Genomic DNA, 18,051 nt, shown 5'->3' on the forward strand with positions numbered 1-18,051 from the left:
CCCTCGCCCGACAGCAGGAGGCAACGTGGCAGCACTGACGGTCCATGACGTGGCTCCCCCGGCGGCCCTAGGGTGACCGGGGTGGAATCGATCACGCAGTCGGTCAACCCTGCCCCCTTCCCGCTCCCCGGCGGGCTCGAGAGTCCTCCGCAGCGCTGGAGCCTGGACGACGTCGCCGAGCAGCTCTCCGCCCTGCGAGTGCAGGGAGGTTCGCCGTCCTACTCCGTGATCGCCCGCCGGATTCGTCAGCTCCGTGTCGATCGAGGGCTGCCTCCCGGGGAGAGCGAGCCGGGGCGGATCACCGTCTACGACTGTTTCCGGCAGGGTCGACGCCGTATGCAGCCTGAGCTGGTCGCCGACATCGTGCTTGCCCTGGGCGCCTCCCCCGACCAGGCCAACCTCTGGGCCCAGGCCTGCACGGTGGCCCAGATGCAGGCCGACGCCGCTGCCGTGGTGACCGTGCGCACCGAACTGCCCAGCAGCCCCGGCCCGTTCGTCGGCCGCACGGATCAGATCGACCAGGTCGTGCGCACCGCCGTGCACTCGCCCGGCTCAGTCATGGTCCTGCACGGCATGCCGGGCAGCGGCAAGAGCCGCCTCGCCTTCCGGTCCGCAGCTGCGCTGCTCTCGGCAGGGCTGGCCCGCCGCGTCCTGGTGGCGGAGCTGCGGGGACATCACGCCAGACGCCCCCCGGCTGCCCCTGCTGCCGTCCTCGACGCCCTGCTGCGGGCCGCCGGAGTGCCCGGCCGTGAGGTGCCCGCGGCGGTCGCCGACCGTCGGGCGCTGCTGGCCAGCAAGCTGACGGAGGAGCGGGCCGTCCTCGTGCTGGACGACGCCCACGACGTCACACAGGTCCGGGCCCTGCTGCCCAGCTCGGCCGCGCCGGTGCTCATCACCAGCCGGCACCGGCTGCCGGAGCTGAGCACCCAACTCTCCCTGCCCATCGGCACCCTGGACCAGGCGCAGGCGGTGGAGCTGCTGGCGCACATCGCCGGTCTGCGCCTGAGCCTCGCCGACCAGGAGACCGCCGTTGACCTGGTGCGGGCGGCCGGGCTGCTGCCGCTCTCGATCGGACTGCTCGCAGCTCGGGTGGCGGCGCGCCCGGACTGGAGCCTGACTGACCACCTCCAGGCCCTGCAGAGCAGGCGCCAGGCCCTGCGGCTGGACGACGACGTCGAGGTGGCGCTGCACCTGTCCTACCGGCACCTTGATGACCAGATGCGGCACGGTCTGCGGATGCTGGCGACCCACCCGTGCGACGAGCTCGACCCGCTCGCCTGTGCCGCCCTGTTGGGTCTGGAGCCGGAGGACGCTGCCCAGACGCTCCAACGGCTGTCCGAGCACCACCTGGTGGTCGAGCGCTCGCCGCAGCGCTACGGCCTGCACGACCTGACGCGCACCTTCGCCCTGGCCCGCTCTTACGACGAGGAGCGTCCCGCCGACCGCGGGCAGGCGCTGGCCCGCCTGCATGCCCACCTGGCCGGGTCGGTCAGGTCTGCCGCTGCCCAGCTGGGGATCGGGGGCGAGCCACGGCTGGACGTCGCCGTGTCGAACCGCCACTTTGAGGACGAGAAGCAGGCCGCCGCGTGGGTCACCCAGGAGTTCGAGACGCTGCTGGCCCTCTCGGCTCATGGCCTGGCCCACGGCCACCCCCGCACCTCGGTGCAGATCAGCGAGGACCTGGGCTTTTGGTTGATCCGCTGCGCCGAGCGAGCGGATCTGGCCGACCTGCACGAGTATGCCTTGGGCGCCGCCGAGCGCCTGGGTGATGAGGAGGGCGTCGCCCGGGCGGCGCTGGCCATCGGGCAGGTGCTGGTGCGGGAGTCGCGCTTCGCCGAGGCGATCCCCGCCCTGCACCGGGCGGCGACCGCCTTCGCGACGGCGGGTGACCGCCTCGGCGCCTCGCGGGCGACGACCGCGCTGGCGATGATCGACGTGCACCAGGGGCGTCTGGAGGCCGCTATCGCGCGGTTCACCGAGGTGGTGGAGGCCACCAAGGGCACCGCTGCGTTCCGGCACGGCATCGCTTTGGACAACCTGGCTGTGGCCTACATCCGGGCGGGCCGGCTCCAGGAGGCGCTGGCCTGCCAGCAGGAGTCGCTGCTCATGGCCGAGGAGAGCGGGGACACCTACACCCGGGCCAACGTGCTGGCCAACATGGCCTCAGTGCACCAGCAGCGGGGCGCGGCCGCGGAGGCCCACCGGGCAGCCGAGGAGAGCCTTGCCCTGAGCACCGACCTCGACAGCGTGCCGATCACCGCCTACGCGTTGTCGACCCAGGGGCGGGCGCTGGTCGACCTGGGCCGCCTGGACGAGGCGGAGCCGAGGCTGCGCCGCGCCGAGGAGCTCGCCACCGGACTGCACGACCAGGTCCTGCTCTGCGGCGTGACCGGGCATCTGGCAACGCTGGCCCAGCATCAGGGTGAGGTGGAGCAGGCCCGCGCCGGTTTCGTGAAGGCCCGTGACCTGGCCGCTGCCGTCGGCGCCGCCTACGAGGAGGCCTGCGCGTCGCGCTCGCTCGGTGAGCTGGCGCTGGCGCACGATGACCCCCAGACGGCCCGCCAGCACTGGGCGGCCGCGCTGGAGACCTTCGAGACGATGGGCTCCCCGGAGGCGGCCCGGGTGCGCTCGCTGCTGCAGGCCGTGGACCACAGCTGAGTCACCTCGCACCCGGGCCTCACCTCACCGCGGGCCGGCTGCGGCCGGCAGCAGCTCTACCCTGTCGTGCTCAGGCTGCACGCGCAGCCGGTCGCGCCAGCGCCGCCAGGCCGGCCCCACCTCTTGCAGGTCGGCACCGGGTGGCGTCAGCAGCAGGATGCACGCCCCCACCATCACCAGGGAGAAGCTCCACAGCCCCATGGTGACTGCGATCGAGAGGTGCAGAGAGACACCGAGGAGCAGCAGCCCCCAGCGTGACCACTGAGGCAGTAGGAGGCTCAGTGCCAGCAGGAACTCGACGACCAACGGCAGCCAGGTCAGGGTGAGCAGCAGCAGCTGCTGGTCCACGACCGCGTCCATCAGCGGCCGCATCCAGGCGGCCGGTCCGAAGATGTCGTCGCTCATCCAGTAGTACATGCTCGTGCCGTCGACCCACTCCGGCTGGCCCAGCTTGGCCACCGAGGCCTGGAAGTAGATGACGGCCACCTGCAGCTTGATCGCGAGCAGCGCCACGACGGCCAGGGCCACCGCCCACGTCCGCGGCCGGGCCGGGGTCGCAGTGGCGGCTGCGTGCGTGCGGGGCGAGCGCTGCCAGTGCCAGCGGCGGTCGTCGGTGAGCAGCACCGGCAGGAGCAGGGTGGTGAGCACAATTGAAGCCTGGTCACCGCCGTCGGTGATGGCCACCGAGTTGAAGACGCTGAACGCGACCCACCAGTGCGCCAGCGCCGTCCACCGGGGCCGCCAGCCGGAGGCGACGACGAGCAGGATGACTACGCAGACCCACTTCAGCAGGGACAGCTGCTCACGCGGCAGCAGGCAGAAGATGCTGAGCGCGCCCAGCCCTTCGCACGCCGGCGCCAGGGGCAGGCCGACGACCGGCGAGAAGAGCACGTCGGCGCCGCTGAGGGCCAGGGTGCCGGCGGTCCCGAGGGCCATCAGGGTGCGGGCCAGGCCCAGCCAGGACCCCCAGGGCAGGTCGAGCACGACTGATCCGAAGAGCCACCGCCTCAACATGTCGCCTCCACCACGGCATACTGCGTGCTGCGGACGTTGTCCGCGACCAGGTCGCGGTAGGCCCAGGCGCCGGCGCGTTCGATGCTGAGCACCACGGGGCCGCAGATGGTGGTCCGAAGGGCTGGGTTGGCCACCTCGGGCAGGTCGCCGTCACGGGCCTGCACGAGAGCCTGCTCCAGGCACTCGGGCCGGGGCCCTTCACAGTCGACCCAGGCGCCGGCCGGAGCGGCATACTGCACCAGGGCGGACTCGGTGCCCTGCGCGCGCACCGCGCGGTCGAGACCGAAGGCGTGGCCGGGGTCGGCGATGGCCGCCTGGACGTGCGGGGCCAGGCCGTCCGCCGTGACGGGGTAGACCCGCAGGTTCTCCTCCCGGGGCGAGCGGGTGAAGAAGGCCCATCCCTGCGGCAGCGTCGCGCGCAGCACGGGCTTGACCTGTGCGTGGACGGGCAGGTCGAGGATGTTGGCCGGGACGTGCGTCTTGACGTCGTAGACACCGACCAGCGCCAGGACCGCGGCGCAGAGCAGCAGGATCACTCGGGGCACCTTGACCTCGGGCCGCGCCGGCCCCGGGTCCCCCGGAGGGGCTGACACCTCAGTGGCAGCCACCTCCGGTTGTGCCATCGTCTCGATGGCCATGCCTCACCCCTTCTGGAAGGCCGTGGGACTCGCCAGGGCGCGGGTGAGAGACGCGATCTGACGCTCCGCGTCCAGCGCCCGACCGCCCATCACGACATACCTGCTGAAGACGGCTACCTTGACCGCGGCAGCAGTGTGGACCACTGCGGCCCCCATCGTCGCGACCGCCGCGACCGCGACGAAGACCACCATCACGACGAGCATGGCGACGGCAGCCGCTGAATGCTCGTCGCCGCCGAACGCCACTGCTCCCACCTCGTTGAGCAGGTCGGTGCCGTCCATCAGCCCTGCCTCGACCTGGAACGGGTCGCCGCTGCGCAGCTGCTCGGACAAGGTCGTGAAGAAGGTCGGGTCGGCCTTGTGCATCGCCTCGACGACCTGGTCGATGACGGCTGCCGCCTCCGGTGACTGGTTCGCCATGTCTGCGGCGGCAGCAGAGTCGAGGGCCCCTTTCGCCAGCAGGACGTCGGCCATGTCTCCCTGCATGAAGAAGACCGCCCGGAAGAGGTCCATGCCGTCCTGCTGGGCGTCATCGGCCTCGATGGCCGTGATGCTGATCGGTGTGTGGGCGGAGCTGGTGTCCATCGCTGTCGCCGGGGCCAGACCGATCGTCGCGGCCGCAACTGCGGCCGCGACCGGCACCGCGATGAGACGGCGCCTGAATTGTCGAGTCATCTGTGACTCTCCTTTCCTCGTGGGTGCCGCCATCCTTGGGTGTAGGGACTGCCCAGCGCGCTCTTCCCGAACGATCCCGAACGCTGGTTGACGGTGGTGGCCCGCCCGACCGGGGGCGGGCCACCCGCCGGCCCCGGCACCGCCCTCCCGTAGGCTGCGCGGCCATGTGCCCGCCTCTCCTCATGCCCGCGGCTGCTCGACCCGGCGCCCCCGCTGGCGCCCCCGCTGGCCTGGACTCGCACACCCTGGGGGTGACGCGGTGAAGGTGCTCCTGTTCGGCGGCACCGCCGAGGCGCGCGACCTGGCGCAGGCGCTGGTCGACGAGGGCGTGGACGTGCTGTCCTCCCTCGCCGGCCGGGTGGCCCGCCCCCGGCTGCCCGTCGGGCGGGTCCGGGTCGGCGGCTTCGGCGGCGTCGACGGCCTCGTCGCCGCCCTGGCCGGCCTCGGCATCGACGTGGTCGTCGACGCCACCCACCCTTTCGCGCGGGGCATGACCGCCAACGCCGCCGCGGCCTGCGCCTCCACCGGCGTGCCGCTGCTGCGGCTGGAGCGGCCCGGGTGGGACCCGGACCCGTCCTGGCACCGGGCAGCCGACCACGCCGCCGCGGCGCAGCTGGCCGCCGGGCTGGGCCGGCGTCCCTTCCTCACCGTGGGCCGCCAGGAGCTGGTCCGCTTCGTGCCGCACCTCGGCCGGCTCGACGTCCTCGCCCGGGTCGTTGACCCGCCCCAGGACCCGCTGCCGGCCTCGTGGACGCTCGTCACGAGCCGCGGCCCCTACACCCTCGACGGCGATCGGGACCTGATGGCCGGGCACGGGGCGGACGTGCTCGTGACCAAGGACTCGGGAGGCAGTTACACCTGGCCCAAGATGCAGGCTGCGGCACAGCTGGGCATCCCCGTCGTCGTCGTCGAGCGGCCGGCGCCCGAGCCCGGCGCGCTCGTCGTCGACGGCGTGGCCCCGGCGCTGGAGTGGGTGCTGGGGCGGCGCTGAGCCGGGCGCCTCACTCCTCCAGGTCGCCCTCCACCTCCAGGTATGCCTGCTGCATCGCGGCGAAGACCTCGGGGTCGGGCTGCTGCCACAGGCCCCGGTCAGCCGCTTCGACGAGCCGCTCGACGATGGAGCGCAGCGCCCAGGGGTTGGCGTGGCGCAGGAACGCCTGGGTCTCCTCGTCGAGGACGTACTCGCGGGCAAGGCGGTCGAACATCCAGTCCGGGACAACGCCGGCCGTCGCGGCGAAGCCGAAGACGTAGTCGGTCGTCGCCGCGAGCTCGAAGGCGCCCTTGTAGCCGTGCCGCCGCATCGCCCCCACCCAACGCGGGTTGACGACTCGGGAGCGGAACACGCGGGCCGTCTCCTCCGAGAGCGTGCGCGTGCGGACCGCGTCGGGGGTCGTGGAGTCCCCGACGTAGGCTCGCGGCTCAGCGCCGGCCAGCGCCCGGACGGTCGCGATCATGCCGCCGTGGTACTGGTAGTAGTCGTCGGAGTCGAGGATGTCGGACTCACGGTTGTCGACGTTCTTGGCGGCGACCTGGATGCGGCGGTAGGTGCGCTCCATGTCCTCCCGAGCCGGCGCACCGTCCAGGTCGCGGCCGTAGGCGTAACCGCCCCAGGCGGTGTAGACCTCCGCCAGGTCGGCGCCGTCGCGCCAGCCGCCGGACTCGACGGCTTGGAGCACGCCCGCCCCATAGCTGCCCGGTTTGGAGCCGAAGATCCGGGTCCGCGCCCGCCGCTCGTCGCCGTGCTCGGCCAGGTCCGCGCGGGCGTGGGCGCGCACGTAGTTGTCCTCGTCCGCCTCGTCCAGGCCGGCGACGAGCGCGACGGCGTCGTCGAGCATCGCGACGACGTGGGGGAAGGCGTCGCGGAAGAAGCCGCTGATCCGCACCGTCACGTCCACGCGGGGGCGGCCCAGCTGGGCTAGCGGCACCGGCTCGAGCCCGGTGACCCGCCGCGACTGCTCGTCCCACACCGGCCGCACCCCGAGGAGGGCCAGGACCTCGCCGATGTCGTCGCCGGAGGTACGCATCGCGCTCGTGCCCCATGCCGACAGGCCGACCGAGCGGGGCAGCTCGCCGGTCTCCTCCCGGTACCGCTGCAGCAGCGACTCCGCCATCGCCACCCCGGTGTCGTAGGCGAGCCGGCTCGGGATGGCCTTCGGGTCGACGGAGTAGAAGTTGCGCCCGGTCGGCAGCACGTTGACCAGGCCGCGCAGCGGGGAGCCCGAGGGCCCCGCTGGGACGTAGCCACCGTCGAGGGCGTGCAGCACCATCGGGACCTCCCGGGTCGTGGCGGCCAGGCGGGGCACGACCTCCTGGCAGCCAAAGCGCAGCGATGCCTCGACCCCGGCGACGTCCAGGCCGGGCAGGTCGGTGCTGGCCAGCACGTCTCGGACCACCCGGGGCACCTGCCCGGCGTCCCAGCCGGTCTCGGCGACGGCCTCGACGAGGTTGCGGGCCACCTGCTCGACCCGGTCCGTACGGGTGACTGACTCGGCGCCTTCCCCGCCGCTCAGCCCCAGGGCCGCGCGCAGGCCGGGCACGCCGTCGCCGGAGCCGCCGAAGAGCTGTCCGGCCCGCAGCACCGCCAGAACGAGGTTGACCAGGCCCTCTCCCTCGGGAGCGGCGCCCAGCACGTGCAGGCCGTCGCGGATCTGCACGTCCTTGATCTCGCAGAGCCAGCCGTCGATGTGCATGACGAGGTCGTCGAAGCCGTCGGCGTCCTCGAGGTCGGCCTCCTCGGTGAGGCCCAGGTCGCGGTGCATCTCCGCGGCCTTGAGCAGGGTCCAGATCTCCCCGCGCAGGGCCGGGGCCTTGGCCGGGTCCATGACGCTGACGTTGCCGTACTCGTCGAGCAGCTGCTCCAACCGCGCGATATCGCCGTAGGTCTCGGCCCGCGCCATCGGCGGGACCAGGTGGTCCACGACCGTGGCGTGGGCCCGGCGCTTGGCCTGGGTCCCCTCCCCCGGGTCGTTGACGAGGAAGGGGTAGACGAGAGGCAGGTTGCCCAGGGCGGCGTCGGCGCCGCAGTCGGCCGACAGCGCGAGGTTCTTGCCCGGGAGCCACTCCAGGTTGCCGTGCTTGCCCACGTGGACGACCGCGTGCGCGCCGAACTCCTCCTCGATCCACCGGTAGGTCGCGACGTAGTGGTGGCTCGGCGGCAGGTCGGGGTCGTGGTAGATCGCCACGGGGTTCTCCCCGAAGCCGCGCGGCGGCTGCACGAGGACCGTCACGTTGCCGGCCCGGAGCGCGGCGGCGACGATCGCCGGCTCATCGCCCTCCTCGTCGACGTAGAGCGTCCCCGGCGCGGGACCCCAGTGCTCGGTCATCTCCGCGCGAAGGGCGGGAGACAGGCGGGCGAACCAGCCCTCGTAGCGGCTGCGCGGGATCCGGACGTGATGCTCGGTGAGCTGGGCCTGGGTGAGCCACTCCGGGTCCTGCCCGCCAGCGGCGATGAGCGCGTGGATGAGCGCGTTGCCGGCGGTGGTCTCCAGGTCCTCCCCCGGCACCGGCTCCAGGAGGTCCTCGTCGAGGCCGGGCACCTGGCCGGGCACGCCCAGGTCGTAGCCGGCGTCCCGCATGGCGCGCAGCAGCCGGACCGTCGACACCGGCGTGTCCAGGCCGACGGCGTTGCCGATCCGGGCGTGCTTGGTCGGGTAGGCCCCCAGGACCACCGCGACCCGCCGGTCGGCCGGCGCGGTATGCCGCAGCCGGGCGTGCGCCACCGCCGTGCCGGCGACGCGGGCGCACCGCTCCGGGTCGGGCACGTAGGAGGGCAGCCCATCCTCGCCGATCTCCTTGAAGGAGAAGGCGACCGTGATCAGCCGCCCGTCGAATTCCGGCACCGCGACCTGCGTGGCCACGTCGAGGGGCGACATCCCGTCGTCCGAGCTCGCCCAGTCCTCCCGACCCCAGGTCAGGCACAGACCCTGGAGGATGGGGATGTCGAGGGCGGCGAGGGCGCGCACGTCCCAGGCCTCATCGTCACCGCCCGCCTGCGCCCCGGCCGGGCGGGTCCCCCCGGCGGCGAGGACGGTCGTGACGAGGGCGTCGTAGCTGCCCAGGTGCGCGAGGAGGTCCTCCGACGCCTGGCGCAAGGACGTGGCCCAGACGACCCCGGCGTGACCGCCGGCTGCGTCGACCGCGTCGGCGAGCGCCTGCACGTAGGCGGTGTTACCGGCCGCGTGCTGGGCCCGGTAGAAGAGGATGCCCACGGCCGGACGCGTGCCGCCGTCGGGCAGCGGCGGGGGCACCGGACGGTCGAGCACGCCCCAGGACGGCAGCTCCCGGGGCGGCTCGAAGCCCTCGCCGGTGAGCAGCAGGGTGTCGGAGAGGAAGTGGTGCAGCTGGGTGAGGTTGTCCACCCCGCCCTCCGCCAGGTAGCGGTGCGCCTCGGCCACGACGCCGGCGGGGGCGGTCGAGAGTTCCATGAGCGCCGCGTCCGGCTGCTGCTCCCCGCCGAGGACCACCAGCGGCACGCCGGTGCCACGCAGTCGTCGGACCTCCTCGGGCAGGTCGTCGGGGCCGCCGAGGATCCGGGCGACGACGATGTCGGCCGCGGCCAGCACCTCCGGCAGCCGGGCCGGCCGGGCCGGGTTGGCGTAGACGTACCGGGCGTCGGCCGCCCGGGCGCAGAGCAGGTCGGTGTCCGAGGTGGAGATGATTGCGATGGCAGGGGTCATGGCAGGCGCCGTCCTCCTGCGGGGTCCGCGCCCCGCTGGTCGTGAGGAGGGCGCCGGTCGGCGCCCCCGGCCGTGGTGACAGCTCTGACTCGGGGCCGGGAGGGTGTGCGGCGTCGCCGCCCTCCTGGCCGCTCACAGTGGCGGGACCGTCCCGGAGTCGCACCGGGTTCCGTCGCCGTCGGCCGCCGTCAGTGTAGGGGCATGTCCCAGAGGCTCGGTCCCCTGGTATGTTCCTGTTCGACCGGACACCCCGGTCGACGTCGGTGGCCCCCCACAGGGTGCAAGGGAATCCGGTCTAAGTCCGGAGCTGACGCGCAGCGGTAGGGGTGACGGTCGGGGCGATTCGCCACTGGGCTCATGGTGCCCGGGAAGGTGCCCCGGCTGGATGAGCCCGAGCCCGAAGACCTGCCGACGTCGTTGATGAAGGCCTCGCGCATGGGCCTGGAACAGCGAAAGAGCAACCATGAACCGACGTCGTCATCGTGTCCTGCCAGCCCTGGCCCTGATGTCCCTGCCCTTGACGGCCTGCGCCGGTGCCCCGGACGGGCAGCCCGAACCCGCACCCGATGCTGGGACGACGCAGGAGGCCGAGGCGAGGCAGGACCCGAGCTCGACCTTCCCGGTCACCGTGGACAACTGCGGTGTCGAGGTCACGGTCGCAGCGCCGCCCGAGCGCATCGTCACCCTCAACCAGGGGGCGACCGAGGTCGCGTTGGCCTTGCGTCTGGCCGACCAGATGGCGGGCACCGCATACCTGGACGACGAGGTCGCCGAGCGCTTCGCCGAGGACTACGCGCAGGTGCCGGTGCTCTCGACCGAGTACCCGACGGTGGAGCAGTTCCTCGCGGCGGAGCCCGACCTGGCCATCGCCTCCTACTCCAGCGCCTTCGGCGACAACGGCGTGGGCACCCGGGAGGAGCTCGCCGGCCGGGGCACCGCCACCTACGTCAGCCCGCTCACCTGCCCCGACGAGTCCGGTCTGGAACCGACCTTCGAGTCGGTCTGGACCGAGCTGCGCGAGGTGGGCCTGCTGACCGGGGCCGCGGACACCGCCGAGGATGAGGTCCAGGACCAACAAACCGCGATGGAGGAGATCGAGGCCACGGCGGCCGGGGAAGGCCTGAGCATTCTCTGGTACGACTCGGGCGACGACACCCCCCTCGTCGGGGCGGGCGGTGGCGGCCCCCAGCTGCTGATGGATGCCGTGGGTGCCACGAACGTCTTCGCCGATCTCGACGGGGGCTGGGCCGACGGATCCTGGGAGACCGGGCTCGCGGCCGACCCCGACGTCATCGTGCTGGCCGACGCAGCCTGGTCTACGGCCGAGGACAAGCGCGCCTACCTCGAGTCCGATCCCGTGCTTGGTCAGCTCTCCGCGGTCCAGGACGAGCGGTATGTCGTCGTGCCCTTCAGCGAGAGCACGCCCGGCGTTCGCATGGTGGACGGGGCGCGTGGGTTGTCCGACCAGCTCCACGCACTCAACCGGTGACCGCGCCGGCCCTGCAGCGGGACCGGCCCCGCATCGGGGCCCGGCCCGCCGGACTGGCGCTCGCTACGCTCCTGCTGCTCAGTGTCGTCATGGTCCTCGGCGTGGGTTCGGTGAGCGTCGAGGCCCGGGACGTGGTGCACGTGGTGGCCCGTCGGCTCCATCTGGTCGACGGAGCCTCGGTGGGCGTCCTGGAGGACCAGATCGTCTGGCAGCTGCGGCTGCCCAGGGTGCTGGCCGCGGCCGCGGTCGGTGCCGTGCTTGCGCTGTCCGGGGCAGTGATGCAGTCGTTGCTGACCAACGAGCTGGCCGACCCTTTCCTGCTGGGCATCTCCAGCGGCGCAGCCTTCGGAGCGGTGCTCGCCCTGACCTTCGGGGTCACGGTGATGGGAACCGGGCTGGGGGTGGGCGTCGCAGCGATGCTCGGCGCAGTAGTGGCCCTGGGTCTCGTGCTTGCCCTGGCGACCAGTCGCAGCGGAGCGCTGCCCCCGGTGCGCACTATCCTGGCCGGCGTCGCGGTCGCCCAGCTCAGCGGGGCAGGCACCTCGATGCTCATCATGGTCTTCGGCAGCCGGGACACGGCCCGGCAGGTCCTCGCCTGGACCCTAGGCTCCTTTGCCGGCGTCCGCACCCGCCACGCCGTGGTCCTCGTCGCGGTCGCCCTCCTGGTGGTGCTCTGCGTTCTGGCTGCCGCGCGGACCCTGGATGCCTTCGCGTTCGGGGAGACCGCGGCCCGCTCCGTCGGGGTGGACGTCCGGCGCATCACCTGGGTGCTGCTGGTCGGCAGCGCCCTGGCTGCCGCCGCGACGGTCGGGGTGGTCGGACCGATCGGTTTCGTCGGGCTGGTCGTGCCGCACCTGGTCCGCCTGGTGGTCGGTCCGGGGCATCGCCGGCTACTGCCGCTGGCCGCACTGACCGGCGCGCTGCTCATGGTGTGGGCCGACACCGCCGCCCGGTCCCTGGCCCCGGACCGTGAGATCCCGGTCGGAGTGGTCACCGCGATCGTCGGGGCCCCCGTGCTCATCGCCTTGCTGCGTCGGCAGGCCAGGACATCGTGATGGGTGTGTTGCAGGTGCAGGACCTGGCCTGGAGGGCTGCGGGTCGTCTCATCGTCTCCGGCGTCGACCTGACCGTCGCCCCCGGCCGGGTGACCGGCATCGTCGGTCCCAACGGGTCCGGCAAGACGACCGTGCTCCACCTCATCGCCGGGTTGCGGATCCCTGCCCGGGGGCGGGTGCTCCTCGGTGGAGAGGACGTGCTGGCGCTCTCGCCCCGGGAACGGGCCCGCCGGATCGCCCTCGTGGAGCAGAAGGCCGGCACCAACCTCGACCTGACGGCGCGCGAGGTGGTCGCCCTGGGCCGGCACGCCCGGCGCCCCAGGTGGGGCCGACCCGACCGGGATGACGCGGTGGACCGCGCGCTGCAGATGGCCGACGCGGCAGGACTGGCCGACCGTTCCTGGGCCACCATGTCCGGCGGTGAGCAGCAACGCGTGCACCTGGCCCGGGCGCTGGCCCAGGAACCCCAGGTCCTCCTGCTGGACGAGCCGACGAACCACCTGGACCTGGCTCACCAGATCGGCCTCCTCCAGCTCGTGCGGTCCCTGGACTGCACCACGCTCGTCGTCCTGCACGACCTCGACCTTGCCGCCGCGTCGTGCGACGAGCTGGTCGTCATGGACGCCGGAAGAGTGGTGGCTTCCGGGTCAACCGCGGAGGTGCTGGCCCCGGGCCTGCTCGAGGACGTCTTCGCCGTGCGCACCTCGGTGCGGCACGAGGAGCGGCTGCGCGTCCTGTGGCACGGTCTCGCTGAGTCCTCGCCCCGGAGGGATGCCGGATGACGCAGACTGCCGGGCATCTCGTGCTTGTCACGGTCGACCTTCAGGATCCGCGCACCCATTCCGGGCTGGTGCGGACCGCCGGCGAGTTGGGAGCCGTGCTGGCCACCGTCAACGGTTCGGGCCCCGCGCTCGTCGACGTCCTGGACTCGCTCGCAGCGCGCCGGGTCGTCCAGGACGATGCCGTGCTCGTTCCGGTCCCCGGTCACGAACCGGGGACCGGCTGGTCGTGGGTGCGCAGGGTCGCCGCTCACTGGTGGCGCACCCACCCCTACCCGCCGTTCTCCCTCTCGGTCAGCGCACCGGCGCAGGACCACACCGCACAGGCGGTCCGGGCCTGCCTGGAAGGTGCGCACCAACCAGTCACCGGGTCCGAGGCGGGCCTGACCAACTCAGCCTGGGAGCAGGTCCCTGAGCACCGCCACCACCTGCTGCTGTGCCGCGGGCCACGGTGCAGCGCCCAGGGCGCGAGCCAGACGGTCCGCGCCGTCGCCGCCGAGATGCGGCGCCGGGGGTGGGGCGATGAGCAGATCCTGCTCACCCAGACCGGTTGCCTCTTCCCCTGCAACAAGGCACCGGTCGTCTGCGTCCATCCCGGGAGCCAGTGGCTCGGGCCGATCCACCCGGTGGACGTCCCCTCCCTGCTCGATGACCTGCACAGCGCAGAAAAGGCGGAACAATGACGGACGTTCGGCAGATCCGTGTCATCGGCGTCGGCGTCGGAGGGCCGGGCCAGCTGACCCTCGACGCGGTTGCCGCACTCAAGGAACTGGACGTCGTGCTCGTCGCCGACAAGGGCGAGGGTCTGGCGCAGCTCGTGGACGCGCGGCGGGCGCTGCTGGAGACCCACCGTCCGGCCCCGGGCGGCGGCACGGCGGTGCGCGTGGTGCAGGTGCCCGACCCTCGCCGCGGGCCGGACCCGCAGGAGACCGCCTCCTACCTGGAGGGCGTGCGCAGCTGGCACGAGGCCCGGGTCGACGCCTACGCCGCCACCCTGGACTCGCTCGAGCCGCACCTCGTCGTCGGGTTCCTCGTGTGGGGAGACCCCGCGCTCTACGACTCCATCCTGCGCGTCGTCCGGGCGCTGGGCGAGCGCACCCCGGTCGCCGTGCGCACCGTGCCGGGCGTCACCGCGCTCTCCGCCCTGGCCGCCGCCCACGACGAGGTGCTCCACGCCATCGGCGAACCGGTCCACGTCACAACCGGCCGGCGCCTCGTGCGCGAGTGGCGCCCCGGGCTCGGCACGGTCGTCGTCATGCTGGACGGCCAACTGCGCTGCCGCGACCTCCTGGCAGCCCGCCCTGAGACCGCCGACCTCGAGCTCCTCTGGGGCGCGTGCCTCGGGCTCCCACAGCAACGGCTGGCCCGCGGCCGCCTCGGCGACGTCCTCGACGACGTGGCCGCGGCCCGCGCCCAGCTGCGGGAGGAGCACGGCTGGGTGATGGACGTCTACGCGCTGCGGCCCGCACCAGCACGGTCGGCCGCCCCGCCGGCAGCTCCCGCGTCGACCACCGGCGAGGTCGCGCCGTGAACGCCGCCGACCACCGCGGTCAGCGACCGGACGCCACCCTCGCCCTGCCCGCGCGGACGGGGGGTGACGCCTGCCCGGGGACCCTACGCCCGCACCCCGCGCTCGACGGCTCCCTCGTCCGGCTGCGGCTGCCCGGCGGCGGCGTCGACCCCGCCGCGCTCGATCGGCTCATGGGACTCGCGCGCCGGCACGGGTCACCGATGCTGCAGCTCACCTCGCGGGGCAACCTCCAGGTGCGCGGCCTGCCCGACCCGCTGCCCAGCGCCCTCGTGGATGAGGTCGAGGCGTTGGGGCTGCTGCCCTCCCGCACCCACGAGCGCGCCCGCGGCATCCTCGCCGTGCCCGACCCGGTCGCGCAGGCCCTGGCCCGGCAGGTCGACGAGGCCGTCCAGGCCCAGCCTGACCTCACCGAGCTGCCCGGTCGCTTCCTCACCGTCGTCAGCGACGGCTCCGCCCAGCTGCTCGCGGAGCGGTGGGACCTGGCGCTGCAGGTGACCGACCCCGCTCATATCGCCTCGGCTGGGGTGCGGGTGCTCGTGGCGCCGGGCCACGCAGTCCGGCACGCCGTACCACCGACCCGTGCCGTTGCCGAGCTGGTCGGGCTCATGCGGGCCTTCCTGCGGCGGCGCCCCGACGAGCGCACCTGGAACGTCCGCGACCTGCTCGATCCGGCGAGCCTGCACCCCGACCTCGTCCCGGCCGGGCTGTGCCCGCCCCCGCCCCTGCGCCCCGGCGACTGCCCCGGCCCGGGGCAGCTCGTGGCCGCCGTGCCGCTCGGCCTGCTCCGCCCCCAGCACACGGCCGCTTTCCTGCGGGCCGCGGGCGACGGGGGCCGAGTCGTCCTGACGCCGTGGCGCTCAGTGGTCCTCGACCTCGGCCAGGAGGAGGGTTCGGAGAGCGCGGTGCGCCCGGCGGCGAGCATCCTCGCCGACGCCGGCCTGGTCGTCGGCCACGGGTCGCCCTGGGCGCGGCTGAGCGCCTGCGTCGGCGCCCCCCACTGCCGACGCACGACCTCCCCCACTCTCGCCCTCACCGCCGAGGCGGCGGGCCGCGTGCCGGAGCACGGGGCCCGCGTGCACGTCGTGGGGTGCGGGCGGGCCTGTGGCCGGCCGCAGGGCGACCACATACTCGTCGTCGACCCCACCCACCCCGACCAGATTGTGCAGGAGGCGCGTTGAGCGCGACCCATCCCACCGGCAGCCACCCCGACGACGGGGGCCCGGAGCTGGCGGCCCCGTCCGCAGCGGAGGAACCGACGCAACATGTGGGCACGACCCCGACGGCCGACCCGGTCGCGCCCCGTCGCCCGACCCGCCGCTACGCCTACCTCACCGACGGGCAGGAGATCTACCGGCGCTCGTTCGGCACCGTGCGCGCCGAGCTGGCCGGCCGACTCGGCGCCCTCGACCCGCAGCTGGCCACCGTCGTGACCCGAATCGTGCACGCCGCCGGCGACACCGGCGTCGTTGACGACGTCGACGCCCATCCCGACGTCGTCCGTGCGGCCCGGGAGGCCCTGCGCGCCGGAGCCCACGTGCTGACCGACTCGCACATGCTCGCCAGCGGCATCACCGCTCGCCGGCTGCCGGCGGCCAACCGGGTCATCTGCAGCCTGCGGGACCCACGGGTGCCGGGGTTGGCGCAGCGGTGGGGCACCACCCGCGCCGCCGCAGCGGTGTCGCTGTGGGAGCCGTGGCTGGAGGGGGCGGTCGTGGCGGTGGGCAATGCCCCGACCGCGCTCTTCCACCTGCTCGAGCTGCTCCATGACGGCGCCCCGCGTCCGGCGGCCGTCGTCGGGATGCCGGTGGGCTTCATCGGCTCGGCCGAGTCCAAGGTCGCCCTCGCTGGGCACGACCTGCCCGGGGGTCCGGTGCCGTGGTTGACCCTGCACGGGCGGCGCGGCGGGTCGGCGGTCGCCGCCGCCGCGATCAACGCCCTGGCCACCCCCGAGGAGCTGGCGTGAGCGCGGTGGGGGCCGGAGGGCCGGCCGCCCGGGGCGGTCACCTTTACGGCGTCGGGGTCGGCCCCGGGTCCCCCGAACTACTGACCTTGCGGGCGGCCCGGCTGGTCGCTACCGCCGACGTGGTCGCCTACCACGCCGGCCGGCGCGGGTCCTCCCAGGCGCGGCGGATCGTCGCCGCTGCGGGGCTTCTGCGAGCCGACGTCGTGGAGGAGGAGCTGGTCTACCCCGTCACGACCGGCACGATCAGGCACGAGGCCGGTTACTACGGCGCGCTGGCCGAGTTCTACGACGCCTGCGCCGAGCGGCTGGCCACGCACCTTGACGCTGGCCGGAGCGTCGTCGTCCTGGCCCTCGGCGACCCGCTCTTCTACGGCTCGTTCATGTATGTGCACGATGCGCTGCGCCCCCACCACCCGGTGACCGTCGTCCCCGGCGTCACCGCCGTGTCGGCGGTCACCGCGGCGGCCGGCACCAACCTGTGCCTGCACGAGGACACCCTCACCGTGCTGCCGGGCACCCTCCCGACCGCGGAGCTGGCGCGCAGGCTCGCCGACACGGACGCGGCGGTCGTGCTCAAGCTCGGGCGCACCTTCCCCGCCGTTCGGGAGGCGCTGCGCCAGGCCGGGGTGCTGGAACGGGCGGTCTACGTCGAGCACGCCTCCACGCCGCGGGAGCGGGTGCTGCCGGTCACCAAGGTCGACGAGGCGGACGTGCCCTACCTGTCGATGGTCGTCGTGCCGGGGCAGGACCTGCGCTCCGACGCGGCGGGCCGCGCCGGGGTCGAGGAGCAGCACGCCGCTTCCCCGGTGGCGCCGCGCGCCGGCCGGGCACCGGGCACGGTGCACGTCGTCGGGCTGGGGCCCGGAGGCGCGGGGTGGACGACACCGGAGACGACCGGGCTGCTGGAGCGGGTCGCGCACGTCGTGGGCTACGCGCCCTACCTCGCCAGGGTGCCGCAGCGGCCCGGTCTGACCCGGCACGCCAGCGGCAACACCGTGGAGCTCGACCGGGCACGGCTGGCACTAGACCTGGCCCGGGCCGGTGAGGACGTTGCCGTGGTGAGCGGCGGCGACCCGGGGGTGTTCGGGATGGCGGCGGCCGTCCTGGAGGCCGCCGCGGACGTCGGGGACGATGGGGACGCCCCCGTGCCGGTCCGCGTCCACCCCGGCGTCACGGCCGCGCACGCCGCCTCGGCCCGGGTCGGGGCGGTGCTCGGGGGCGACCACGCGCTCGTCAACCTCTCCGACAACCTCAAGCCGTTCGAGGTGCTCGTCGACCGGCTCGTGGCGATGGCCGAGCGGGACGTCGTCGTGGCCTGCTACAACCCCCGGTCGCGCAGCCGTCCCGACACCCTCGGTGACGTGCGGGACCGGTTGGTCGAGCGCGTGGGTCCCGACCGCACCGTCGTGGTGGCCCGGAACGTCGGCCGGGACGGTGAGTCGGTGGAGGTGACCACGCTGGGCGGGCTGGACGTGGGGACCGTCGACATGGCGTGCCTCGTCGTCGTGGGGGCCTCCACCACCCGGGTCACCCCGGACGGGCAGGTCTGGACTCCGCGCGGCGTGGGCTGACC

Annotated in this window: 14 protein-coding genes and 1 riboswitch; of the genes, 10 read left to right on the forward strand and 4 right to left on the reverse strand. The window is 73.8% G+C overall.

The genetic code is table 11. The features are described 5' to 3' along the window. Positions 1 to 81 precede the first annotated feature (81 nt). Positions 82 to 2,658, forward strand: a complete 2,577-nt coding sequence (locus FY030_RS12770) for a tetratricopeptide repeat protein (protein WP_158061834.1) — start codon at positions 82 to 84, stop codon at positions 2,656 to 2,658. Positions 2,659 to 2,682: 24 nt separating this feature from the next. Here FY030_RS12770 and FY030_RS12775 read toward each other — a convergent pair whose 3' ends face one another. From FY030_RS12775 to FY030_RS12785, 3 genes are read right to left on the reverse strand one after another with little or no spacing between them, the layout of a single operon-like run. Next, a complete protein-coding gene (locus tag FY030_RS12775; RefSeq protein ID WP_158061835.1) occupies positions 2,683 to 3,672 on the reverse strand; it encodes a sporulation-delaying protein SdpB family protein in 990 nt (329 codons plus the stop codon). Further along, on the reverse strand, positions 3,666 to 4,310 hold the full coding sequence (locus FY030_RS12780) for an SdpA family antimicrobial peptide system protein (RefSeq protein WP_158061836.1): 645 nt from the start codon (positions 4,308 to 4,310) through the stop codon (positions 3,666 to 3,668). Before FY030_RS12780 ends, FY030_RS12775 begins: the two co-directional genes overlap by 7 nt. Positions 4,311 to 4,313: 3 nt before the next feature. Beyond that, positions 4,314 to 4,985: a sporulation delaying protein family toxin gene (locus FY030_RS12785; RefSeq protein ID WP_158061837.1), complete on the reverse strand. Its 672-nt coding sequence runs from the start codon at positions 4,983 to 4,985 to the stop codon at positions 4,314 to 4,316. 259 nt (positions 4,986 to 5,244) lie between these two features. Here FY030_RS12785 and FY030_RS12790 point away from each other — a divergent pair, with 259 nt between their 5' ends. Next, positions 5,245 to 5,976 (forward strand): cobalt-precorrin-6A reductase, encoded by a 732-nt coding sequence (locus FY030_RS12790; protein ID WP_158061838.1) that lies wholly within the window; start codon positions 5,245 to 5,247, stop codon positions 5,974 to 5,976. A gap of 10 nt (positions 5,977 to 5,986) precedes the next feature. Here the strand turns inward: FY030_RS12790 and cobN are convergent, their stop codons facing one another. Beyond that, positions 5,987 to 9,661 carry a cobaltochelatase subunit CobN gene (gene cobN, locus FY030_RS12795; protein ID WP_158061839.1) on the reverse strand — a complete coding sequence of 1,225 codons (3,675 nt, stop codon included), beginning with the start codon at positions 9,659 to 9,661 and terminating at the stop codon, positions 5,987 to 5,989. Positions 9,662 to 9,905: 244 nt separating this feature from the next. Then, a riboswitch (cobalamin riboswitch) is annotated at positions 9,906 to 10,088 on the forward strand. A 36-nt stretch (positions 10,089 to 10,124) separates the two neighbouring features. Here cobN and FY030_RS12800 point away from each other — a divergent pair. The 8 genes from FY030_RS12800 to FY030_RS12835 all read left to right on the forward strand — a co-directional run bounded on the left by FY030_RS12800 (position 10,125) and on the right by FY030_RS12835 (position 18,049). Continuing rightward, complete coding sequence (locus tag FY030_RS12800; protein WP_158061840.1) at positions 10,125 to 11,150, forward strand: ABC transporter substrate-binding protein; 1,026 nt, start codon at positions 10,125 to 10,127, stop codon at positions 11,148 to 11,150. Further along, a complete protein-coding gene (locus FY030_RS12805; protein WP_158061841.1) occupies positions 11,147 to 12,205 on the forward strand; it encodes a FecCD family ABC transporter permease in 1,059 nt (352 codons plus the stop codon). Before FY030_RS12800 ends, FY030_RS12805 begins: the two co-directional genes overlap by 4 nt. After that, on the forward strand, positions 12,205 to 12,987 hold the full coding sequence (locus tag FY030_RS12810) for an ABC transporter ATP-binding protein (RefSeq protein ID WP_158061842.1): 783 nt from the start codon (positions 12,205 to 12,207) through the stop codon (positions 12,985 to 12,987). The genes FY030_RS12805 and FY030_RS12810 overlap by 1 nt, the downstream gene beginning before the upstream one ends. Continuing rightward, entirely contained in the window at positions 12,984 to 13,667 is a 684-nt protein-coding gene (locus FY030_RS12815; RefSeq protein ID WP_158061843.1) for a (2Fe-2S) ferredoxin domain-containing protein, read from the forward strand. The genes FY030_RS12810 and FY030_RS12815 overlap by 4 nt, the downstream gene beginning before the upstream one ends. Further along, positions 13,664 to 14,515 (forward strand): precorrin-6A synthase (deacetylating), encoded by an 852-nt coding sequence (gene cobF, locus FY030_RS12820; protein WP_158061844.1) that lies wholly within the window; start codon positions 13,664 to 13,666, stop codon positions 14,513 to 14,515. The genes FY030_RS12815 and cobF overlap by 4 nt, the downstream gene beginning before the upstream one ends. Continuing rightward, positions 14,512 to 15,693 (forward strand): cobalamin biosynthesis protein CobG, encoded by a 1,182-nt coding sequence (locus tag FY030_RS12825; RefSeq protein ID WP_192498601.1) that lies wholly within the window; start codon positions 14,512 to 14,514, stop codon positions 15,691 to 15,693. The genes cobF and FY030_RS12825 overlap by 4 nt, the downstream gene beginning before the upstream one ends. Positions 15,694 to 15,779: 86 nt before the next feature. Continuing rightward, a complete protein-coding gene (locus tag FY030_RS12830) occupies positions 15,780 to 16,478 on the forward strand; it encodes a precorrin-8X methylmutase (RefSeq protein WP_158062825.1) in 699 nt (232 codons plus the stop codon). Next, positions 16,475 to 18,049, forward strand: a complete 1,575-nt coding sequence (locus tag FY030_RS12835) for a precorrin-2 C(20)-methyltransferase (RefSeq protein ID WP_238348299.1) — start codon at positions 16,475 to 16,477, stop codon at positions 18,047 to 18,049. Before FY030_RS12830 ends, FY030_RS12835 begins: the two co-directional genes overlap by 4 nt. The last annotated feature ends 2 nt before the right edge of the window (positions 18,050 to 18,051 follow it).

It is taken from the genome of Ornithinimicrobium pratense (genome assembly GCF_008843165.1).
GTDB classification, from domain to species: Bacteria; Actinomycetota; Actinomycetes; order Actinomycetales; family Dermatophilaceae; genus Ornithinicoccus; species Ornithinicoccus pratensis.

Coding starts and splice junctions, on each gene's coding strand:
- cobN (WP_158061839.1), bottom strand. CDS start 9,661: ATGACCCCTGCCATCGCAATCATCTCCACCTCGGACACCGACCTGCTC.
- FY030_RS12775 (WP_158061835.1), bottom strand. CDS start 3,672: ATGTTGAGGCGGTGGCTCTTCGGATCAGTCGTGCTCGACCTGCCCTGG.
- FY030_RS12785 (WP_158061837.1), bottom strand. CDS start 4,985: ATGACTCGACAATTCAGGCGCCGTCTCATCGCGGTGCCGGTCGCGGCC.
- FY030_RS12815 (WP_158061843.1), top strand. CDS start 12,984: ATGACGCAGACTGCCGGGCATCTCGTGCTTGTCACGGTCGACCTTCAG.
- FY030_RS12780 (WP_158061836.1), bottom strand. CDS start 4,310: ATGGCCATCGAGACGATGGCACAACCGGAGGTGGCTGCCACTGAGGTG.
- cobF (WP_158061844.1), top strand. CDS start 13,664: ATGACGGACGTTCGGCAGATCCGTGTCATCGGCGTCGGCGTCGGAGGG.
- FY030_RS12800 (WP_158061840.1), top strand. CDS start 10,125: ATGAACCGACGTCGTCATCGTGTCCTGCCAGCCCTGGCCCTGATGTCC.
- FY030_RS12810 (WP_158061842.1), top strand. CDS start 12,205: ATGGGTGTGTTGCAGGTGCAGGACCTGGCCTGGAGGGCTGCGGGTCGT.